This is a genomic window from Dactylosporangium sp. NPDC049525 (assembly GCF_040676755.1).
Lineage (GTDB): Bacteria > Actinomycetota > Actinomycetes > Mycobacteriales > Micromonosporaceae > Dactylosporangium.
On the sequence record NZ_JBFAPO010000039.1, the window covers coordinates 78,368 to 93,950 of the forward strand.

At 70.6% G+C, this 15,583-nt stretch carries 17 protein-coding genes; 14 read left to right on the forward strand and 3 right to left on the reverse strand.

All coding sequences use genetic code 11. From position 1 onward, the window contains the following. Nucleotide 1 precedes the first annotated feature (1 nt). The 11 genes from AB0K00_RS38890 to AB0K00_RS38940 all read left to right on the forward strand — a co-directional run bounded on the left by AB0K00_RS38890 (nt 2) and on the right by AB0K00_RS38940 (nt 7,868). Nucleotides 2-1,225: a flagellar hook protein FlgE gene (locus tag AB0K00_RS38890; RefSeq protein ID WP_363531555.1), complete on the forward strand. Its 1,224-nt coding sequence runs from the start codon at nt 2-4 to the stop codon at nt 1,223-1,225. Nucleotides 1,226-1,390: 165 nt separating this feature from the next. Then, complete coding sequence (locus AB0K00_RS38895; RefSeq protein WP_363531558.1) at nt 1,391-1,675, forward strand: flagellar FlbD family protein; 285 nt, start codon at nt 1,391-1,393, stop codon at nt 1,673-1,675. Nucleotides 1,676-1,678: 3 nt separating this feature from the next. Then, the gene (locus AB0K00_RS38900) at nt 1,679-2,452 is read left to right on the forward strand and encodes a flagellar motor protein (RefSeq protein ID WP_363531561.1); all 774 of its coding nucleotides are present in this window, start codon (nt 1,679-1,681) and stop codon (nt 2,450-2,452) included. Beyond that, nucleotides 2,452-3,372, forward strand: coding sequence for a flagellar motor protein MotB (locus AB0K00_RS38905; RefSeq protein ID WP_363531564.1), 921 nt, complete (start codon nt 2,452-2,454; stop codon nt 3,370-3,372). The genes AB0K00_RS38900 and AB0K00_RS38905 overlap by 1 nt, the downstream gene beginning before the upstream one ends. Nucleotides 3,373-3,384: 12 nt before the next feature. Beyond that, entirely contained in the window at nt 3,385-3,846 is a 462-nt protein-coding gene (locus AB0K00_RS38910) for a flagellar basal body-associated FliL family protein (protein ID WP_363531567.1), read from the forward strand. Nucleotides 3,847-3,943: 97 nt separating this feature from the next. Continuing rightward, entirely contained in the window at nt 3,944-4,969 is a 1,026-nt protein-coding gene (locus tag AB0K00_RS38915; protein ID WP_363531570.1) for a flagellar motor switch protein FliM, read from the forward strand. After that, nucleotides 4,966-5,709 (forward strand): flagellar motor switch protein FliN, encoded by a 744-nt coding sequence (fliN, locus tag AB0K00_RS38920; RefSeq protein ID WP_363531573.1) that lies wholly within the window; start codon nt 4,966-4,968, stop codon nt 5,707-5,709. The genes AB0K00_RS38915 and fliN overlap by 4 nt, the downstream gene beginning before the upstream one ends. Nucleotides 5,710-5,720: 11 nt before the next feature. Continuing rightward, nucleotides 5,721-6,047 carry a flagellar biosynthetic protein FliO gene (locus tag AB0K00_RS38925; RefSeq protein WP_363531576.1) on the forward strand — a complete coding sequence of 109 codons (327 nt, stop codon included), beginning with the start codon at nt 5,721-5,723 and terminating at the stop codon, nt 6,045-6,047. Continuing rightward, nucleotides 6,044-6,811 carry a flagellar type III secretion system pore protein FliP gene (fliP, locus tag AB0K00_RS38930; protein WP_363531579.1) on the forward strand — a complete coding sequence of 256 codons (768 nt, stop codon included), beginning with the start codon at nt 6,044-6,046 and terminating at the stop codon, nt 6,809-6,811. Before AB0K00_RS38925 ends, fliP begins: the two co-directional genes overlap by 4 nt. A gap of 15 nt (nt 6,812-6,826) precedes the next feature. Continuing rightward, complete coding sequence (gene fliQ / locus AB0K00_RS38935; RefSeq protein ID WP_327008678.1) at nt 6,827-7,102, forward strand: flagellar biosynthesis protein FliQ; 276 nt, start codon at nt 6,827-6,829, stop codon at nt 7,100-7,102. Then, nucleotides 7,095-7,868 carry a flagellar biosynthetic protein FliR gene (locus AB0K00_RS38940; RefSeq protein ID WP_363531582.1) on the forward strand — a complete coding sequence of 258 codons (774 nt, stop codon included), beginning with the start codon at nt 7,095-7,097 and terminating at the stop codon, nt 7,866-7,868. The genes fliQ and AB0K00_RS38940 overlap by 8 nt, the downstream gene beginning before the upstream one ends. Nucleotides 7,869-7,901: 33 nt before the next feature. Here AB0K00_RS38940 and AB0K00_RS38945 read toward each other — a convergent pair whose 3' ends face one another. The 3 genes from AB0K00_RS38945 to flhA form a co-directional block, all read right to left on the reverse strand. Continuing rightward, complete coding sequence (locus AB0K00_RS38945) at nt 7,902-8,195, reverse strand: hypothetical protein (RefSeq protein WP_363531585.1); 294 nt, start codon at nt 8,193-8,195, stop codon at nt 7,902-7,904. Nucleotides 8,196-8,205: 10 nt separating this feature from the next. Continuing rightward, a complete protein-coding gene (locus tag AB0K00_RS38950) occupies nt 8,206-9,594 on the reverse strand; it encodes a hypothetical protein (protein ID WP_363531588.1) in 1,389 nt (462 codons plus the stop codon). Between the two features lie 235 nt (nt 9,595-9,829). Then, entirely contained in the window at nt 9,830-11,875 is a 2,046-nt protein-coding gene (flhA, locus tag AB0K00_RS38955) for a flagellar biosynthesis protein FlhA (protein ID WP_363531591.1), read from the reverse strand. 105 nt (nt 11,876-11,980) lie between these two features. Here flhA and AB0K00_RS38960 point away from each other — a divergent pair, with 105 nt between their 5' ends. From AB0K00_RS38960 to AB0K00_RS38970, 3 genes are read left to right on the forward strand one after another with little or no spacing between them, the layout of a single operon-like run. Further along, entirely contained in the window at nt 11,981-13,222 is a 1,242-nt protein-coding gene (locus tag AB0K00_RS38960) for an HDOD domain-containing protein (RefSeq protein ID WP_363531594.1), read from the forward strand. Nucleotides 13,223-13,231: 9 nt separating this feature from the next. After that, complete coding sequence (locus AB0K00_RS38965) at nt 13,232-14,314, forward strand: EscU/YscU/HrcU family type III secretion system export apparatus switch protein (protein ID WP_363531597.1); 1,083 nt, start codon at nt 13,232-13,234, stop codon at nt 14,312-14,314. Between the two features lie 16 nt (nt 14,315-14,330). Next, entirely contained in the window at nt 14,331-15,467 is a 1,137-nt protein-coding gene (locus AB0K00_RS38970; RefSeq protein ID WP_363531600.1) for a geranylgeranyl reductase family protein, read from the forward strand. Nucleotides 15,468-15,583 lie beyond the last annotated feature (116 nt).

Below are 15,583 nucleotides of genomic sequence, written 5' to 3' on the forward strand. Positions count from 1 at the left end.
TATGCTCCGCTCACTCTTCTCCGGCATCAGCGGTCTGCGGGCGCACCAGCAGATGATGGATGTCACCAGCAACAACATCGCCAACGTCAACACCGTGGGGTTCAAGTCGTCGCAGGTCGTGTTCGAGGACACGCTGAGCCAGATGATGCGGGCCGCCGGCGCGCCCCAGGAGGGGCAGGGCGGCATCAACCCGGCGCAGGTCGGGCTGGGGGTGCGGCTCGGCGCGATCAACACCAGTTTCGTGCAGGGTTCGGCGCAGACCACGGGCCGCGCCACCGACGTGATGATCTCCGGTGACGGGTTCTTCGTCGTCAACTCCGTCGACGAGCAGCTGTACACGCGGGCCGGTGCGTTCAACTTCGACGCCGAGGGCAAGCTGGTCACCCCGACCGGCGCGGCCGTGCAGGGCTGGCCGGCGGTGAACGGCAACGTCAACACCAACGCGCCGATCGGTGACATCCGGCTGCCGATGGGCACCCTGATCGCGCCGAACGCGACCCGGCAGATGGTGATCGCCGGTAACCTGCCGGCCGACGCACCCGTCGCCACCACGATCCCGCGTTCGATCAAGACCTACGACGTGCAGGGCAACGTGGTGACGCTGACGACCACGTTCGAGAAGACCGCGGGCGGCTGGACGGTGAGCGTCACCGACGGCACGACGCCGCTGCCGTCGCCGCTGGCGCTGACGTTCCTGCCGAACGGGCAGATCGACACGCCGACGTACACGGACGCCAACGGTGACACCAAGATCGGCCTGATCTACGACCCGAACGGCGACGGCGGGGTCGAGGTCGACCTGGCCGGCCTGACGGAGTACACCGGCAACACGACGGTGAGCCCGCTGAGCCAGAACGGCTCGCCGGCGGCGACGCTGCAGTCGTTCAACATCAACCCGGACGGTCAGCTGGTCGGCGTGTTCTCCAACGGCAACAAGCAGACCGTGGCGCAGCTCGCCCTCGCCAACTTCAACAACCCGCCCGGCCTGGAGAAGGTCGGCGACTCGCTGTACCGGTTCACGGTGAACTCGGGTCTGGCCCAGGTCGGCGTGGCCGGCACGGTGGGTCTGGGCACGTTGCAGGCCGGCGCGGTGGAGATGTCCAACGTCGACCTCGCGCAGGAGTTCACGAACCTGATCGTGGCGCAGCGCGGCTTCCAGGCGAACTCGAAGGTGATCAGCACGTCGGACGAGGTGCTGCAGGAGCTGGTGAACCTGAAGCGGTAACCGGACGTTCCGCTCGAAACAGGCCCGCCCGTAGTGGCGGGCCTTTCTCGTGCTCCCCCCCGGCAACCGTCAACTCCTCACCTGTCGGCCGATCGGTCCGATGTGAACTCCGAAGGCACCACGGACGGGGCCTCGCCCACTACCACCAAGGACGGGAGCGCGTCGATGATCCTGCTGACCAGACTCAATGGCCCGGTGTTCGCACTCAACCCCGACCTGGTCGAGCGGGCCGACTGCACCCCCGACACGGTCGTGACGCTGGTGGACGGGACGAAGTACCTGATCGCCGAGTCGTTGCCGGAGCTGGTGGCGCTGATCCGCCAGTACCGGGCGCAGGTCGTCGTCGACGCCCAGCAGCTCGTGGGACAGACCTCGGCGGAGCGCGCCGAGTCCGCCCGCGACCGGGTCAACGAGACCAATGTCGTCCATCTGCATCGTCGGGAGCGCTGACACATGGATCCGGCAACCATCATCGGCATCGTGCTGGCCTTCGTGGCGATCTTCGCCTCGATGATCCTCGAAGGTGGCAGCCCGGGCTCCATCTTCCTGCTGCCGCCGCTGATCCTGGTGTTCTTCGGCACCCTCGGCGCCGCGATGGCGGGCGGCATGCTGAAGGACACCATCGCGCTCGTCGACTCGTTCAAGCGGGTGCTGCTGGGCAACGTCGGCACCGCCGACGCGCTGGTCGACGACATCGTGAAGCTCGCCGAGAAGGCCCGGCGCGAGGGGTTGCTGGCCCTGGAGGACGCGATGAAGGAGGTGCAGGACCCGTTCCTCAAGAAGGGCCTGCAGCTGGCCATCGACGGCACCGACTCCGAGGAGCTCGCGGCGATCCTGGAGGCCGAGGTCGACGCGAAACGCAAGGCCGACAAGCAGGCCGCGACGATCTTCACGGGCATGGGCGGGTACGCGCCGACGATCGGCATCATCGGCACCGTCATCGGCCTGATCCACGTCCTGGAGAACCTCAGCGAGCCGGACAAGCTCGGTCACCTCATCGCCGGCGCCTTCGTGGCGACGCTGTGGGGAGTTCTCTCAGCAAACGTCATGTGGCTGCCGATGGGAGCCAAGTTGAAACGGCTGTCCGAGCTTGAATGCGCGCAGATGGAGCTCGTGATCGCCGGCATCATCAACATCCAGGCAGGGGCCAACCCCCGCCTGGTCGCACAGAAGCTCAGGAGCCTGCTGCCGCCAGGTAGCGCCAACGACAAGAAGGAGGCCGCCTGATGAGCGGAGGTGGGCACGCTGCAAAAGGCGGCACGAAGGGCGCACACGCCAAGGGGCACGGCAAGAAGCACGGGGCGCACGAGGAGGAGCACGAGAACCACGAGCGCTGGCTGGTCAGCTACGCCGACATGATGACGCTGCTGATGGTGCTCTTCATCGTGCTGTTCGCGATCAGCCAGGTCGACCAGAAGAAATTCGCGGAGCTCAAGAACGGTCTGGCGGTCGGCTTCGGCTCCCCGTCGGTGGCGTTCGAGGGTGGCGAGACGAGCCTGATGGAGTCCTCCGACAGCGACTCCCCGATGGACATGTCCTCGGGCATCGGCGGCACCGCCGTCGACGCCGCCGCCGTCCAGGAGGCCGTGGCGGCCAAGGAGCGGGCGTCGGCGTCGGCGAAGCAGAAGGCCGCGCAGCAGGAGATCGAGAACTTCGAGAAGATCAAGGCCGAGATCGAGGCGAGCCTGAAGAAGCAGGGGCTGGCCGACTCGGTGAAGTTCACCATCGACGAGCGCGGCCTGGTCGTCACCGTCGTCACCAGCGCGATCGTGTTCGACGGCGGCGAGGCGCAGCTGCTGTCCGCCGGCCGGGCGATCATGGCCGGCATCGGCCCGGCGATCGCGGGCCTGCCGAACAAGATCGAGGTCGACGGGCACACCAACCAGCTCGCCGGCACGACCGGCAGCTACCCGAGCGGCTGGGAGCTGTCCACCGCCCGCGCCTCGACCGTGGTGCGCTTCCTGCACAGCGACGCCGGCATCCCGGAGAGCCGGCTGATGGCGTCCGGGTACGCCGACACCAAGCCGCTGTACCCGGCGGACGACCCGCGAGCGGCGTCGCTCAACCGGCGGGTGGAGATCATCGTGCTGTCATCCCTTCCGGCCGACACCCGGGCACTGCTGCCCTCGGCTGTGCCGAACAGCTGAGGAGCACCGTAGATGGCGAACGACGAGAAGGCCGAGAAGGGCGGGGCCGAGGAGGTCCCGAAGAAGAGCCGGAAGAAGCTCATCATGATCGCCGCGATCGTGGTGGTGCTGCTGGGCGGCGGCGCCGGCGGCTACTTCATGTTCAAGCCGTCCTCCGCCACGGCGGAACCGGAGCCGGAGCCGGGCGTGGTGGTGCCGCTGGACGCGATCACGATCAACCTGGCCGACGGGCACTACCTGAAGCTGAAACTGTCGCTGCAGGCCACCGCGGCCGCCGCCGAAGCACCTGACGGCAGCAAGGCGCTCGACATCGCGATCGACCTGTACAGCAACCGGGAGATGGCCGAGCTGATGTCCAACGCGGAGCGGGACCGCCTGAAGGCAGAGCTCAAGGAGAAGATCGAGAAGGCGTACACGGTCGAAAAGGAGAAAGAGATCATGGACGTGTACTTCACGTCGTTCGTGATCCAGTAGCCACGAACCGGCGGATCTGGGGGTTTCCAAGGAAACCTCCAGGTCCGTTTCGGCCGTTTTACGTCAAGCTGCACCCCAAAAGACCGATGGTAAGAGAGTGACGCAGTCAACGTCGGCGACCGGTAGCGGCCGCACGCCCGGCAAGATGAGCCGGCGCGGCGGCAAAAGCTCCGGTCCCGAACCGTATGACTTCCGGCGTCCGACGAAACTGTCCCGCGAACACATCCGAACCCTGCAGATCGCCTACGAGACCTTCGCCCGCCAGCACGCCACGCTCCTGACCACCAGCCTCCGGGCGGTGTCGCAGGTCAGCCTGATCTCCATCGAGCAGCTGACCTACGACGAGTACATCAGCGGCCTGTCGAGCCCGACCATCGTCGCCATGTTCAGCATCGATCCTCTACCCGGCACAGCCATTCTGGAGTTCTCCCTGAGCACCGCCATGGCCTGCATCGACCACATGCTCGGCGGTCCGGGCGGTCCGCAGCCTCAACGCCCACTGAGCGACATCGAGACGCCGTTGCTGCACGGCCTCATCGAACGGACGCTCGGCGAGCTGCGCTACGCCTTCGAAGGCATCGTGGCGTTACGGCCGGAGATGACCACGATCGAGTACAACCCCCAGTTCGCCCAGGCCGGCGCGACGTCCGACGCCGTCATCGTCGCCTCGTTCGAGATGCGGGTCGGCACCGAGGAGTGCGTGGCCAGCATCTGCCTGCCGTTCGGCTCGATCTTCCCCAAGCTGCAGGGCGAGCAGGGCAGCGCGGTGCTCACCGAGGCGCAGCGGCTGGCCCGCGAGGCCGCGTACCGCAACGTGGTCGCCGGCCTGGAGGGCGCGCCGATCGAGGTCGCGGTGCGTTTTCAGCCGGTACGCATGCACCCGGCCGACCTGATCGGCCTGCGGCCCGGCGACGTGGTGCCCCTCGCCCACACCACCTCGACGCCCCTCGCCGTGACCACGGCGGACATCACGTTCGCCTACGCCGTCCCCGGCGCGCAGGGCAACCGGCTCGCCTGTCTCGTGGTGCAGAGCCCGCAGCCGGGTCAACGACCGACCCACCGGCCCGCCGGACAGCCCGCCGGACAGCTCGGCCAGAACCGCGCTGAGGAGACCCGCCGATGACCACCGCCACCAACGAGGCCCTGCTGGCCCGCGCCGAGGCGGCCGCACAGGCCGCCGTGGCGCTGCTGCCCGCCAGCTCCCCGCTCTCCGTCGGTGCGCCCACGCAGAACGTCGACGAACTCGCCATCGACGGCCAGGCGGTCCGCGCCCGGTTCGCCGGCACCGCGCAGGGCGAGGTCGCGATCGTCGTCACCTCCGACCTGGTCGAAGCCCTCGCCAACTCCCCCATGGGCGCCCTGGACCTCAGCCAGGCCGTCCGGCCCGCCCTGGAGGCCGCGGCGGCCACCGTCGGCCCCGTCGTCGTCGACCCCGGCCAGGTGCTCGAACCCGCCGACGCCATGGGCCAGCTGGTCGACGCGGGCGGCATCCTCGTGCCGCTGCGCACCGACGACGGCACCGTGCAGGCCGTCGTCGCGCTCGCCGTCGCGGTGGAGGTCACCGGCGGCCCGGGCGGCGGCGAGGAGCCCCGCCCGGAGCGCGGCGAGCGCGGCCGGCCCGCGTTCGACCTTCTCCATGACGTCGAGATGGAGGTCACCGCCGAGCTCGGCCGCACCCGCATGAGCGTGCGCGAGCTGCTGTCGCTCGCCCCCGGCGCGGTGATCGAGCTGGACCGGGCCGCCGGCGGCCCCGCCGACCTGCTGGTCAACGGGCGGCTCATCGCCCGCGGCGAGGTGGTCGTGATCGACGAGAACTTCGGCATCCGGATCACCGAGATCGTCGGCCCGACGGATCGGGCCTAGGTCCCCCCGTCATGATCGAGCTGGCATTGCGCGTCCTGTGCTCACTCACAGCGGTATTCGTACTACTCTGGGCGCTCGCGCGGCTGGCTCGGCGCGGGGTGGGCAGCCGCGGCGCCGGGGTGCTCACCGTGCTCGCCCGTCAGCAGCTCAGCCGGGGCGCGTCGGTCGCGGTCATCAAGGTCGCCGACCGGGCCCTGGTCCTCGGCGTCAGCGACGCGGGCGTGTCGCTGCTCGCCGACGCCGACGCGCACCTGTTCGAGGCGCCGCCGCAGGACGTGTCGCCATCGCCGCTCGCCGGCTCGCTGTTCTCCAGAGACGCGTGGCGGTTCCTGCGATGAGAGCTCCGGTCGTCACCGCAGCCGCCTTCTGCGCGGTGCTGCTACTGCCCGGCGTCGCCCTCGCCGCGCCGACGCCGAAGCCGCCGGTGTCGCCCAGCCCGCCTGACGGCACCGTCAACATCGACGTCGGCGGCGTGCAGCCCAGCCAGTCGATCACCATCATCATCCTGCTGACCCTGCTGTCGATCGCGCCGTCGCTGCTGCTGATGACGACCAGCTTCACCAAGGTCTTCGTGGTCCTGTCGATCACCCGCAACGCGCTCGGCCTCAGCAACGTGCCGCCCAACCAGGTGATGGCCGGCATGGCGCTGTTCGTCAGCCTGTTCATCATGTCGCCGGTCATCTCCGAGGTGAACGACGTCGGGATCCAGCCCTACCTGAAGGGAGAGAAGAGTCAGTCGGTGGCCTTCAAGGACGGGGTCAAGCCACTCGAGACGTTCATGCTCAAGCAGACCCGCAAGGACGAGATCGCGCTCTTCACCAAGATCGCCGACCGTCCCCTGCCGAAAAACAAGGACGACGTGCCGCTGTCCACGCTGGTGCCCGCGTTCGTCCTGTCGGAGCTGCGGGCCGCGTTCATCATCGGCTTCGTCATCTACATCCCGTTCCTGGTCATCGACATGGTCGTCTCGGCGGCCCTCATGTCGCTGGGCATGATGATGCTGCCGCCGGTCACCATCGCCCTGCCGTTCAAGCTCCTGCTGTTCGTCCTGGTCAACGGGTGGGGGCTGATCCTCACCGCGCTCGTGGCCAGCTACCACTGACGAGGTGCACCTCGCATGACCGACACCAAGATCATCGAACTCGGCCTGCAGGCCATGACGATCGCCGCGAAACTCGGCGCGCCGATCCTGCTCACCGCCCTCATCGTCGGCTTCGCCATCTCGCTCTTCCAGTCCGTCACCCAGATCCAGGAGTCGACCCTGTCCTTCGTGCCGAAGGCCGCCGCGATCGGGCTCGCCCTGCTCTTCACCGGCAACTGGATGCTGCACGAGATGATCAGCTACACCGAGCAGCTGTACGCCCAGATCCCCGACCTGATCAAAGGTGCCTGACACCTACACCGTGCCGCTGAGCACGGTCCTGGCGATCCTGCTCGGCTCGATCCGGGCCGGCGTGTGGCTCGCCCTGTGCCCGCCGTTCAACAACCGGGGCGCGCCCGCGCCCGTGAAGGCCCTGCTGTCGGTGGCGATCGCGCTGCCGCTCGCCCCGCGCCTCGCCCCGCAGATCCCCGCCGGCATGTCCGCCGGGGTGCTCCTCGCCAACGCCGTCGAGCAGGCCGTCGTCGGCGCCGCCCTCGCGTTCATCACCGCGCTGCTCTTCGCCGCCGTGCAGGTCGCGGGCAACCTCATCGACCTCGTCGGCGGCTTCAGCCTCGCCTTCTCGATGGACCCGTTCTCGCAGCAGGGCAACTCCGTCTTCGGCCGCCTCTACAACCTCATCGGCATGGCGCTCATGTTCGCCACCGACTCCCACCAGCTGATCCTGCGGGGGTTCGCGCGCTCGTACACCGCGATCCCGCTCAACGACGCGCTCTCGCTGCGGACCTTCGCCGACATCATCAACGGCGGCATGGGCGACATGTTCCTGGCGGGACTGCAGATCGCGGCGCCGTTGATCGCCATCATGCTGGCCGTGGACGTCGCGCTGGGCCTGCTGACCCGCGCGGCGCCGGCACTGAACCCGTTCTCGTTCGGCTTCCCCGCCAAGGTGCTGCTCACTCTGACCATCGTGGGCACCGCGATGATGCTGCTGCCGAACGCGGTGGCCAACCTGACCGACCGCTCGCTCACCCTGGTCCTGCGCCTGCTCGCCGCCTGACCCTGCCGCGCGGCCCCGACGGCGGGGGCTGGGTCAGGGGGCGTCCTCGGCGCGGCGCTGCGGGAACGGGTCGCCGGCCACCGCCTCGGCGCGCAGCGGCTCCTCGTCCGTGTCGGAGCCGGGCTCGGGGTCCTTCTTCCGGTCCCCGGGGCGGCCGTAGCCGCCGGTGACCAGCCGGAACAGGGCCAGCATGACGGCCGCCACGGGCACGGCGATCAGCAGCCGCAGCAGGCCGGTCTCCAGGTCGAGCTGGTGGGTGACGAAGGTGGCGTACAGCGCGGGCGACGCGATCAGCAACGCCAGGAACAGCGTGGAGAACCGCGCCATGCCGAGCACGTCAGCCGCCCACCAGGCTCAGGCGCTCACAGAGCATCGCGGCCCACTGGAACGGGGTGGACGGGCGGCCGTCGAGCAGGGCGACCGGCAGGCGCAGCGACAGCGGGCTGGCCGGGTCGCCGCTGGACATCGTGCCGCGCAGGCAGATCGCGTCGACGCGGCGCAGGCCCTGCAGGTGATGGGCGACGTCGGAGGTCTTGCGGCTGGCGTCGACGACGACCCACACCGCGACGGGCCGGACCGCCTCGACGATCGCGGCGGCCCAGGCGGACTCGTCCAGCGCCGCCTCGACCGCCACAACGCTCGGCGCGTCGGACTTGCGCAGCTTCTTGGCCCAGAGACGGGCGTCGTGCGCGCCCGTGATGCGGCGCTTCGCCTCGATGCCCGCGGCGGCGGCGTTGCGCCCGGCGAACAGGATGTGGCTGGTGTCGAGGCGCTGCGCCTCGGCGACCCACCGGGCCACCTCGACGGCGTGGGTCGACTCGCCGACGACGATGAGCGTCTCCCCTGGGCCGTCGGGCGCCGCCTCGGCGACCGGCAGCGCCGAGAACGCGTCGACGACGGCGGTGTACGTGTCGGCGGCGGTGGCCCGGAACGCGATGTCGGTCGGCACGCCCAGCGACTGGAGCCGGCGACCCAGCGCGGCCTGCCGCTCGGGCTTCTCCGCGGCGGGCCGCTCGACGGCCGGACGCTCGACGGCGACGGCGGCGGGACGTTCGGCGACCGTGCGCTCCGCGGCAGGGGCGGCGCGCTCGGCCGCCTGCGCGGCGGCCGGCGGCGCGGGGTGCGGGTTGTAGGCGCCGGCCAGCCGTTCGCTCTGGTCCGGTGTCCGCGGCTTCTCCACGGTGGCGGTGGCTTCAACAGGCATTGGGGACTCCTGCCAGAATTCGGTTTCAGGGTCGGACAGCTGTGGGCGGGGCGGGTTCGGGCGCTGTGGTGCGCGCCGTCGCGGGTCCATCCGCGTCTGTTCGGGCCGGTTCCCGCCGTCGCCCGCGGATCCCCACGGCATTGCCCGGGGATCGACGGGCGGCGGCTGAAACCGCTGCGGCTGCGGCATTTCGGGGCGGGGAAGATCGGGACGGGGCAGGTCGGGGCGCTGCTCGAACCGCGGGTCGGCGTTCACCTGCCGGACGCCGAGCTTCGCGATCGGCTGGTTGGCCGCCGGCCGGAACGGCCGCACCGAGGGCGCGCCACTGTTGGCCTCGGCGGGCGGCGCGTCGGACAGGAGCCGGTTCAGCGCGTCGGCCGCGGTCGGCGCCCGGGACGGCGGCCCGCCGCCGTCGCGCGGGTCGGCGGCGTTCGGCGGCCTCGGCGGACCGCCGTCCCGGACGCCGGCGAGCACGTCGGCAAACGTCGGATTCCTGCCCTGCGATTCGGCGGCGTCCGCCATCGCGGCCAGATCCTGGATACTCAGCGAACGATTCGGCGTGTCGCCTTTGCGGGCGGGTCGGTCGGATGATTGAGTTGTCGAAGCGGCATCCGGGACCTCCACCGTCAGCTCGTATTTCTGAGTGCCGAATAGGCCACCGACACCGCCGGTGCGCACTTTCTCGGCGGAGACGATGACAGCGTCCGGCCCGTGCTCGGCGCGGACCTGCGCAAGCAGTTCTTCGAGGTCACGACCCTCAAGCAGCAACCGGGTAGGCACCATTCACCACCCCAATGGTCTCAATCCGCAGCGTACTCCCGGCGATCTCTGAGTAAGAGAGAACCGGCAAACGCGGCAGCGCCATCTGCACCAGCTTTCGCAGTGCGTTGCGCAGTTGCGGTGAGCAGACAAGGACGGGACTGGCGCCGCGTTCCTCGCCGAGTTCGGTGATTCTGGTGAGGTCGGCGAGCATCGACTCGGCGCGGGCCGTGTCGATCAGCAACTGCAGTCCGCTGTCGGTGGGGCGCAGCGCCTCCAGCAGCTGCTGCTCGAGGCGGGGGTCGAGCGTGATCGCGGTGAGCGTGCCGTCGTGCGAATACCGGGCGGCGATCGCCGGCCCGAGCGACGCGCGCGCCGCCTCGACCAGCGAGTCGGGGTCGGTGGACTGTTTCGCCTGCAGCGACAGCGATTCGAAGATGCGCACGAGGTCGCGGATCGGCACGCCCTCGTCCAGCATCGTCTGCAGCACCCGCTGGATCTGGCCGAGGCTGAGCGCCGACGGGGTCAGCTCCTCCACCACCACGGGGTGCGTGCGTTTGACGATCTCGGTGAGGGCGCGGACGTCCTCGCGGCCGAGCAGGCGGCTGGCGTGGATGCGGACGATCTCGGCCAGGTGCGTGATGATGACCGAGGCCCGGTCCACGACCGTGGCGCCGGTGAGGTCGGCCTGGTGCCGCAGCTCCGCCGGGACCCACTTGCCGGCCAGGCCGAATACGGGTTCGACGCCGGCCCGCCCGGGCAGGAACTCCAGGCCGTCGCCGATGGCCAGGACGGTGCCGGGCGGGGCCTGGCCGCGGCCGACCTCGACGCCGCTGATGCGCACCGCGTAGGTGGACAGCGGCAGCTCCAGGTCGTCGCGGGTCCGCACGGGCGGCATGACGATGCCGAGCTCGAGGGCGACCTTGCGGCGCAACGCCCGGACGCGTTCGAGGAGGTCGCCGCCGCTGGCGTCGACGAGGTCGACGAGGTCGGGGGCGAGGGCGAGCTCGAGCGGGTCGACGCGCATCTCGCCGAGCAGCGTCTCGGTCGGGTCCGGCGGCGGCGGTTCGGCCTGCGCCTCGGCGGCGGCCTGCGCGTCCTCCTCGCTGACCGGTTTCGGCAGGCGCTGCGCGACGATCAGCACCACGGCGCCGACGAGCAGGAAGGGCAGCTTCGGCAGCCCCGGAATCAGGCACAGCGCGAGCGCCGCGCCGCCGCCGATCTGCAACGCGCGGCGGTTCTGGCTCAGCTGCTTGCTGACCGTGGTGCCCATGTCGCCGTCGTTGGCGGAGCGGGTCACGATGAGGCCCGTCGCCACCGACAGCAGCAGCGCCGGGATCTGCGAGACCAGGCCGTCACCGACGGACAGCAGCGAGTAGGTCGCGATCGAGTCGGCCGGCGACAGCCCGCGCTGCAGCATGCCGATCGCGAACCCGCCGATGAGGTTGACCAGGGTGATGATGATGGCGGCGATCGCGTCGCCCTTGACGAACTTCGACGCGCCGTCCATGGCGCCGTAGAAGCTCGCCTCCGAGGTGATCTCGGTGCGCCGCTTGCGGGCCGTCACCTCGTCGATGAGACCGGCGTTGAGGTCGGCGTCGATCGCCATCTGCTTGCCCGGCATCGCGTCGAGGGTGAAGCGGGCGCCCACCTCCGCGACGCGTTCCGCACCCTTGGTGACGACCATGAACTGCACGATGAACAGGATCAGGAAGATGACCAGGCCGACGATGAGCGAACCGCCGACCACGAAGTGGCCGAACGCGTCGATGACGGCGCCGGCGAAGCCGTCGGTGAGCACGAGCCGGGTCGCGCTGATGTTGAGCGCCAGGCGGAACAGGGTCGCGATCAGCAGCAGCGACGGGAACGAGGAGAATTCCAGCGGCCGCTTCACGTACATGCTGACCAGCACGATCACGAGCGCCAGGGTGATGTTCGCGGCGATCAGCATGTCCAGCAGGAAGGCCGGCAACGGCACGACCATCATGAGGATGATCATCACGATGCCGATGGGCACGACGAACTGCGACAGGCGTTTGGGCACGCTCTCCCCGTCTTTCTGATGTGACGCGATCCCCTGATCGGTGCTGTACGGGTAGTTCTGAGGGTTTTCCTTTGGTTGCAGCGCCCGGTGCCGATCGTTCGGGACGTGCAGCCCGCAACGACCTCCCCCGACTCGACGCAGCTCGTGCACATCGGCCGCCAGCCGCTCTACGACTGGGCCGGGCACGTCGTCGGCTACGAACTGCTGTTCCGCGGTGCGGCGGACGAGGTCGAGGCGTCCCGGCGCAGCGCGTACGCCACCAGCCAGGTCATCGTCAACGCCTTCACCGAGTTCGGCCTGGAGCAGCTCGTCGGCGGGCGCAAGTGCTTCATCAACCTGACCCGCGACTTCCTCGTCGGTGAGCTGCCGCTGCCCTTCGACCCGGACCACGCCATCCTGGAGATCCTGGAGACCGTCGAGATCGACGACGCGGTGCTCGCCGGGACCGCGCGGCTGGTGCAGCAGGGGTACGAGATCGCCCTCGACGACTTCGTGTTCGGTCTCGGCCACGAGCGGCTGCTGGGGCTCGCCTCCTACGTGAAGCTGGACCTGCTCATCCGCGAGCCGGACGAGCTGACCGAGGTGGTGGCCCAGTGCCGGCGGTACCCCGGCATCAAGCTCGTCGCGGAGCGGGTGGAGACCGAGGAGCACATCCTGCTCGCGCAGCGGCTCGGCTTCGACCTGCTGCAGGGGTACGCGGTCGGCCGCCCGCAGGTGCTGACGGCGGTCGCGCTGTCACCGTCGCGGCTGCGCCGCCTCGAGCTGCTCGGCGCGGTCACCGCGGAGGACGCCGACATCGCGAAGGTGTCCGCGATCGTGCAGAGCGACCCGGCGCTGTCCTACCGTGTGCTGCGGGCGACCAACTCCGCCGCGTCCGGCCTGCCGCGCAAGGTCGCGTCGGTCCGCGACGCGGTCGTGCTGCTCGGTTCGGCGAAGATCCGCCAGTGGGCGGCGCTGATGCTGGTCAGTGACGTGGCGGAGTCCGCGACCGAGGACCAGCTGTCCACGACGATGGCCCGGGCGCGGCTGTGCCAGACCGTCGCGGAGCGGCTGGGCCTGCAGGGCGAGGCGGCGTTCACCGTCGGGCTGCTCGCCGGCGTCGCGGAGCTCATCTCGGAGCCGGTCGCGGAGCTGGTCAACCGGTTGCCGCTGACCGTGGAGGTGGCCGACGCGCTCGTCGACGGGCACGGCCGGCTCGGCCAGGTGCTGTCGATCGTGCGGGCGTACGAGGTCGCCGACGAGCACGCCCTGGCGGCCGCCCCGGTGTCCTCGGCGGACCTGGCGAAGGCGTACCTGTCGGCGGTCGGCTGGTCGATGCGGACCATCGAGGGGGCACTGGGCCGTTAGGGCCGGGCCATGGCTGGTGGCGAGAAGACCGAGCAGCCTACCGAGCAGAAGAAACGGCAGGCGCGGCGTGACGGCACCCGGGCCCGCACGCCGGATCTGGGTGCGTGGGGCGGGGTGCTGCTGGCCAGCATGCTGCTGCCGATGACGGCCCGGGCCATCATGGCGCGGACCCAGGCGCTGTTCACGCGCAGCACGCAGGCGTTCGTCGACCCGGAGCCGGCGAAGGCCCTGGAGCTGCTCAAGGCCGGCGCGACGGACATGGTGATCCTGGCCGCGCCGATCACCGTCGGCCTGTTCGTGTTCGCGATCCTCGCCACCGCCGCCCAGGGCGGCCTGCGCCCCGCGACCAAGACCCTCAAGCCGGACTTCAAGAAGCTCAACCCGCTCAAGGGCCTGAAGCGGACCTTCGGCGGGCAGGCAGCCTGGGAGAGCGTCAAGTCCCTCGCCAAGGTCGTCATCCTGGGCCTGGTCGTCTACAACACGATGCAGACGCTGATCCCGACGCTGCTCGGAGCGACGGCGATGCCGTTGCAGACCATCATCGGCCTGGTCGCCGACACCGTGCTGCAGGTCATCCGGGTCGCCGCGGCGACCGGTCTCGTGCTCGCCTTCGCCGACTACTTCGTGGCGAAGCGGCGGACCAACAAGCAGCTGAAGATGTCGAAGGAGGAGGTCAAGGAGGAGCACCGCAAGTCCGAGGGCGACCCGCACGTCAAGGGCCAGATCCGGCAGCGGCAGCACGAGATGGCCCGCAGCCGGATGATGTCCGACGTGCCGAAGGCCGACGTCGTGGTGGTCAACCCGACGCACGTGTCGGTGGCGCTGCGCTACGACCCGACGAAGGGCGCGCCGCGGGTGGTGGCCAAGGGCATGGGTGTGATCGCCCTGAAGATCCGCGAGGTCGCCGGCGAGCACCGGGTGCCGATGGTCGAGGACGTGCCGCTCGCCCGGGCGCTGTACGGGGCGTGCGACATCGGCGACGAGATCCCGGCGGAGTTCTTCGGGGCCGTCGCCCGCGTCCTGGCGTTCATCATGATGCTCAAGTCGAAGGGTTCCGCGGCGGGCGTGCACACGGTCCCGGAGGCGCGGTAGTGGCACAGTTGCCGCCATGGACGAGTTCGACGTCGTGGTGGTCGGGGCCGGGCCGGCGGGTGCGGCGGCGGCGCTCGCCGCGCGGCGGGCCGGCGCGAGCGTGCTGCTGCTGGACAAGGCCGACTTCCCGCGGGACAAGCCGTGCGGTGACGGGGTGGCCCCGCACGCCCTCGACGTGCTCGCCGGGCTCGGGGTGACCGGCGTCGAGGACGGGTTCGCGCCGGTGCCCTCGTTGCGGCTCGTCGGCCCCGCGGGCGGAGCGGTCGCCAGGGCGCACGCGCGTCCCGCGTACACCATCCCGCGGCTGAGACTGGACCAGCGGATCGTGGACGCCGCGGTGGCGGCCGGTGCCGTGCTGCGCCGGCACACGGTGCGCCGGATCGAGGAGCGCGGCGCCCGGGTCGTCCTCGACGGTGTGGTGTCGGCGGGTGCGGTCATCGGCGCCGACGGCGCGTATTCGGTGGTGCGCAAGGCGCTCGGTCAGCCGCCGAACGGCCCCGGCCACCTGGCGCTCGCCATCCGCGGCTACGCGCCCGTCCCGGCGGGCTCCGCCGAGGGTGTCGCCGAGCAGCGGATCGTCACCGCGTCGCGGGAGTGGCCGGCGTATGCGTGGGTGTTCCCGATCGGCGACGGCACCGCCAACATCGGCTACGGCGAGGTCCTGCGCGGCCGGTCGATCTCCCGCGCGCACCTGCTGGACCGGCTGGCGGCGCTGCTGCCCGACGTGGACGTCGCGGCCGCGACCGGGCTGCGCGCGCACCACCTGCCGCTGTCGACCCGGCGCCCGGCGCCGGCCCGTGGAAGGCTCCTGCTGGCCGGTGACGCCCTGTCGCTGATCAACCCGTTCACCGGGGAGGGGATCTTCTACGCGGTGCTCTCCGGCGCCCTGGCGGGTGCTGCCGCGGCGGCACCCGGGGACGCGCCGGGACGTCGGTACGCCGCCGCGTTCCAGGAGCGGCTCGGCCGGCACCTGCGGCACTCGCGGGCGGCGGCGCTGCTCGGCGGCCGGCAGTGGGTCGTCAACGCCGCGGTGCGGGCCGCCGAGCGCCGGCAGGCGGTCTTCGACGACCTGATCGAGCTCGGCCTCGGCGACGGCACGCTGACCTCGCGCACGGTCGGCGCCATCGCCCGGCACGCCGTCACCCGCCGCTGAGCACCGGCACGCCGTCGCTGAGCACCGGCATGCCGTCACCCGCCGCTGAGCACCGGCGCGCCGTCACCCGCCCGCTGAGAAGCCGCAGGCGGAGCCGACAGGCCCGGGAACGCCTC

Excerpts from the sequence above, each read along its gene's own strand:
- AB0K00_RS38890 (WP_363531555.1), top strand. The coding sequence starts at position 2 with ATGCTCCGCTCACTCTTCTCCGGCATCAGCGGTCTGCGGGCGCACCAG.
- fliQ (WP_327008678.1), top strand. The coding sequence starts at position 6,827 with ATGACCGACACCAAGATCATCGAACTCGGCCTGCAGGCCATGACGATC.
- AB0K00_RS38905 (WP_363531564.1), top strand. The coding sequence starts at position 2,452 with ATGAGCGGAGGTGGGCACGCTGCAAAAGGCGGCACGAAGGGCGCACAC.
- AB0K00_RS38970 (WP_363531600.1), top strand. The coding sequence starts at position 14,331 with ATGGACGAGTTCGACGTCGTGGTGGTCGGGGCCGGGCCGGCGGGTGCG.
- AB0K00_RS38965 (WP_363531597.1), top strand. The coding sequence starts at position 13,232 with ATGGCTGGTGGCGAGAAGACCGAGCAGCCTACCGAGCAGAAGAAACGG.
- AB0K00_RS38895 (WP_363531558.1), top strand. The coding sequence starts at position 1,391 with ATGATCCTGCTGACCAGACTCAATGGCCCGGTGTTCGCACTCAACCCC.
- AB0K00_RS38900 (WP_363531561.1), top strand. The coding sequence starts at position 1,679 with ATGGATCCGGCAACCATCATCGGCATCGTGCTGGCCTTCGTGGCGATC.
- AB0K00_RS38925 (WP_363531576.1), top strand. The coding sequence starts at position 5,721 with ATGATCGAGCTGGCATTGCGCGTCCTGTGCTCACTCACAGCGGTATTC.
- fliN (WP_363531573.1), top strand. The coding sequence starts at position 4,966 with ATGACCACCGCCACCAACGAGGCCCTGCTGGCCCGCGCCGAGGCGGCC.
- fliP (WP_363531579.1), top strand. The coding sequence starts at position 6,044 with ATGAGAGCTCCGGTCGTCACCGCAGCCGCCTTCTGCGCGGTGCTGCTA.
- AB0K00_RS38945 (WP_363531585.1), bottom strand. The coding sequence starts at position 8,195 with ATGGCGCGGTTCTCCACGCTGTTCCTGGCGTTGCTGATCGCGTCGCCC.
- AB0K00_RS38910 (WP_363531567.1), top strand. The coding sequence starts at position 3,385 with ATGGCGAACGACGAGAAGGCCGAGAAGGGCGGGGCCGAGGAGGTCCCG.
- AB0K00_RS38950 (WP_363531588.1), bottom strand. The coding sequence starts at position 9,594 with ATGGCGGACGCCGCCGAATCGCAGGGCAGGAATCCGACGTTTGCCGAC.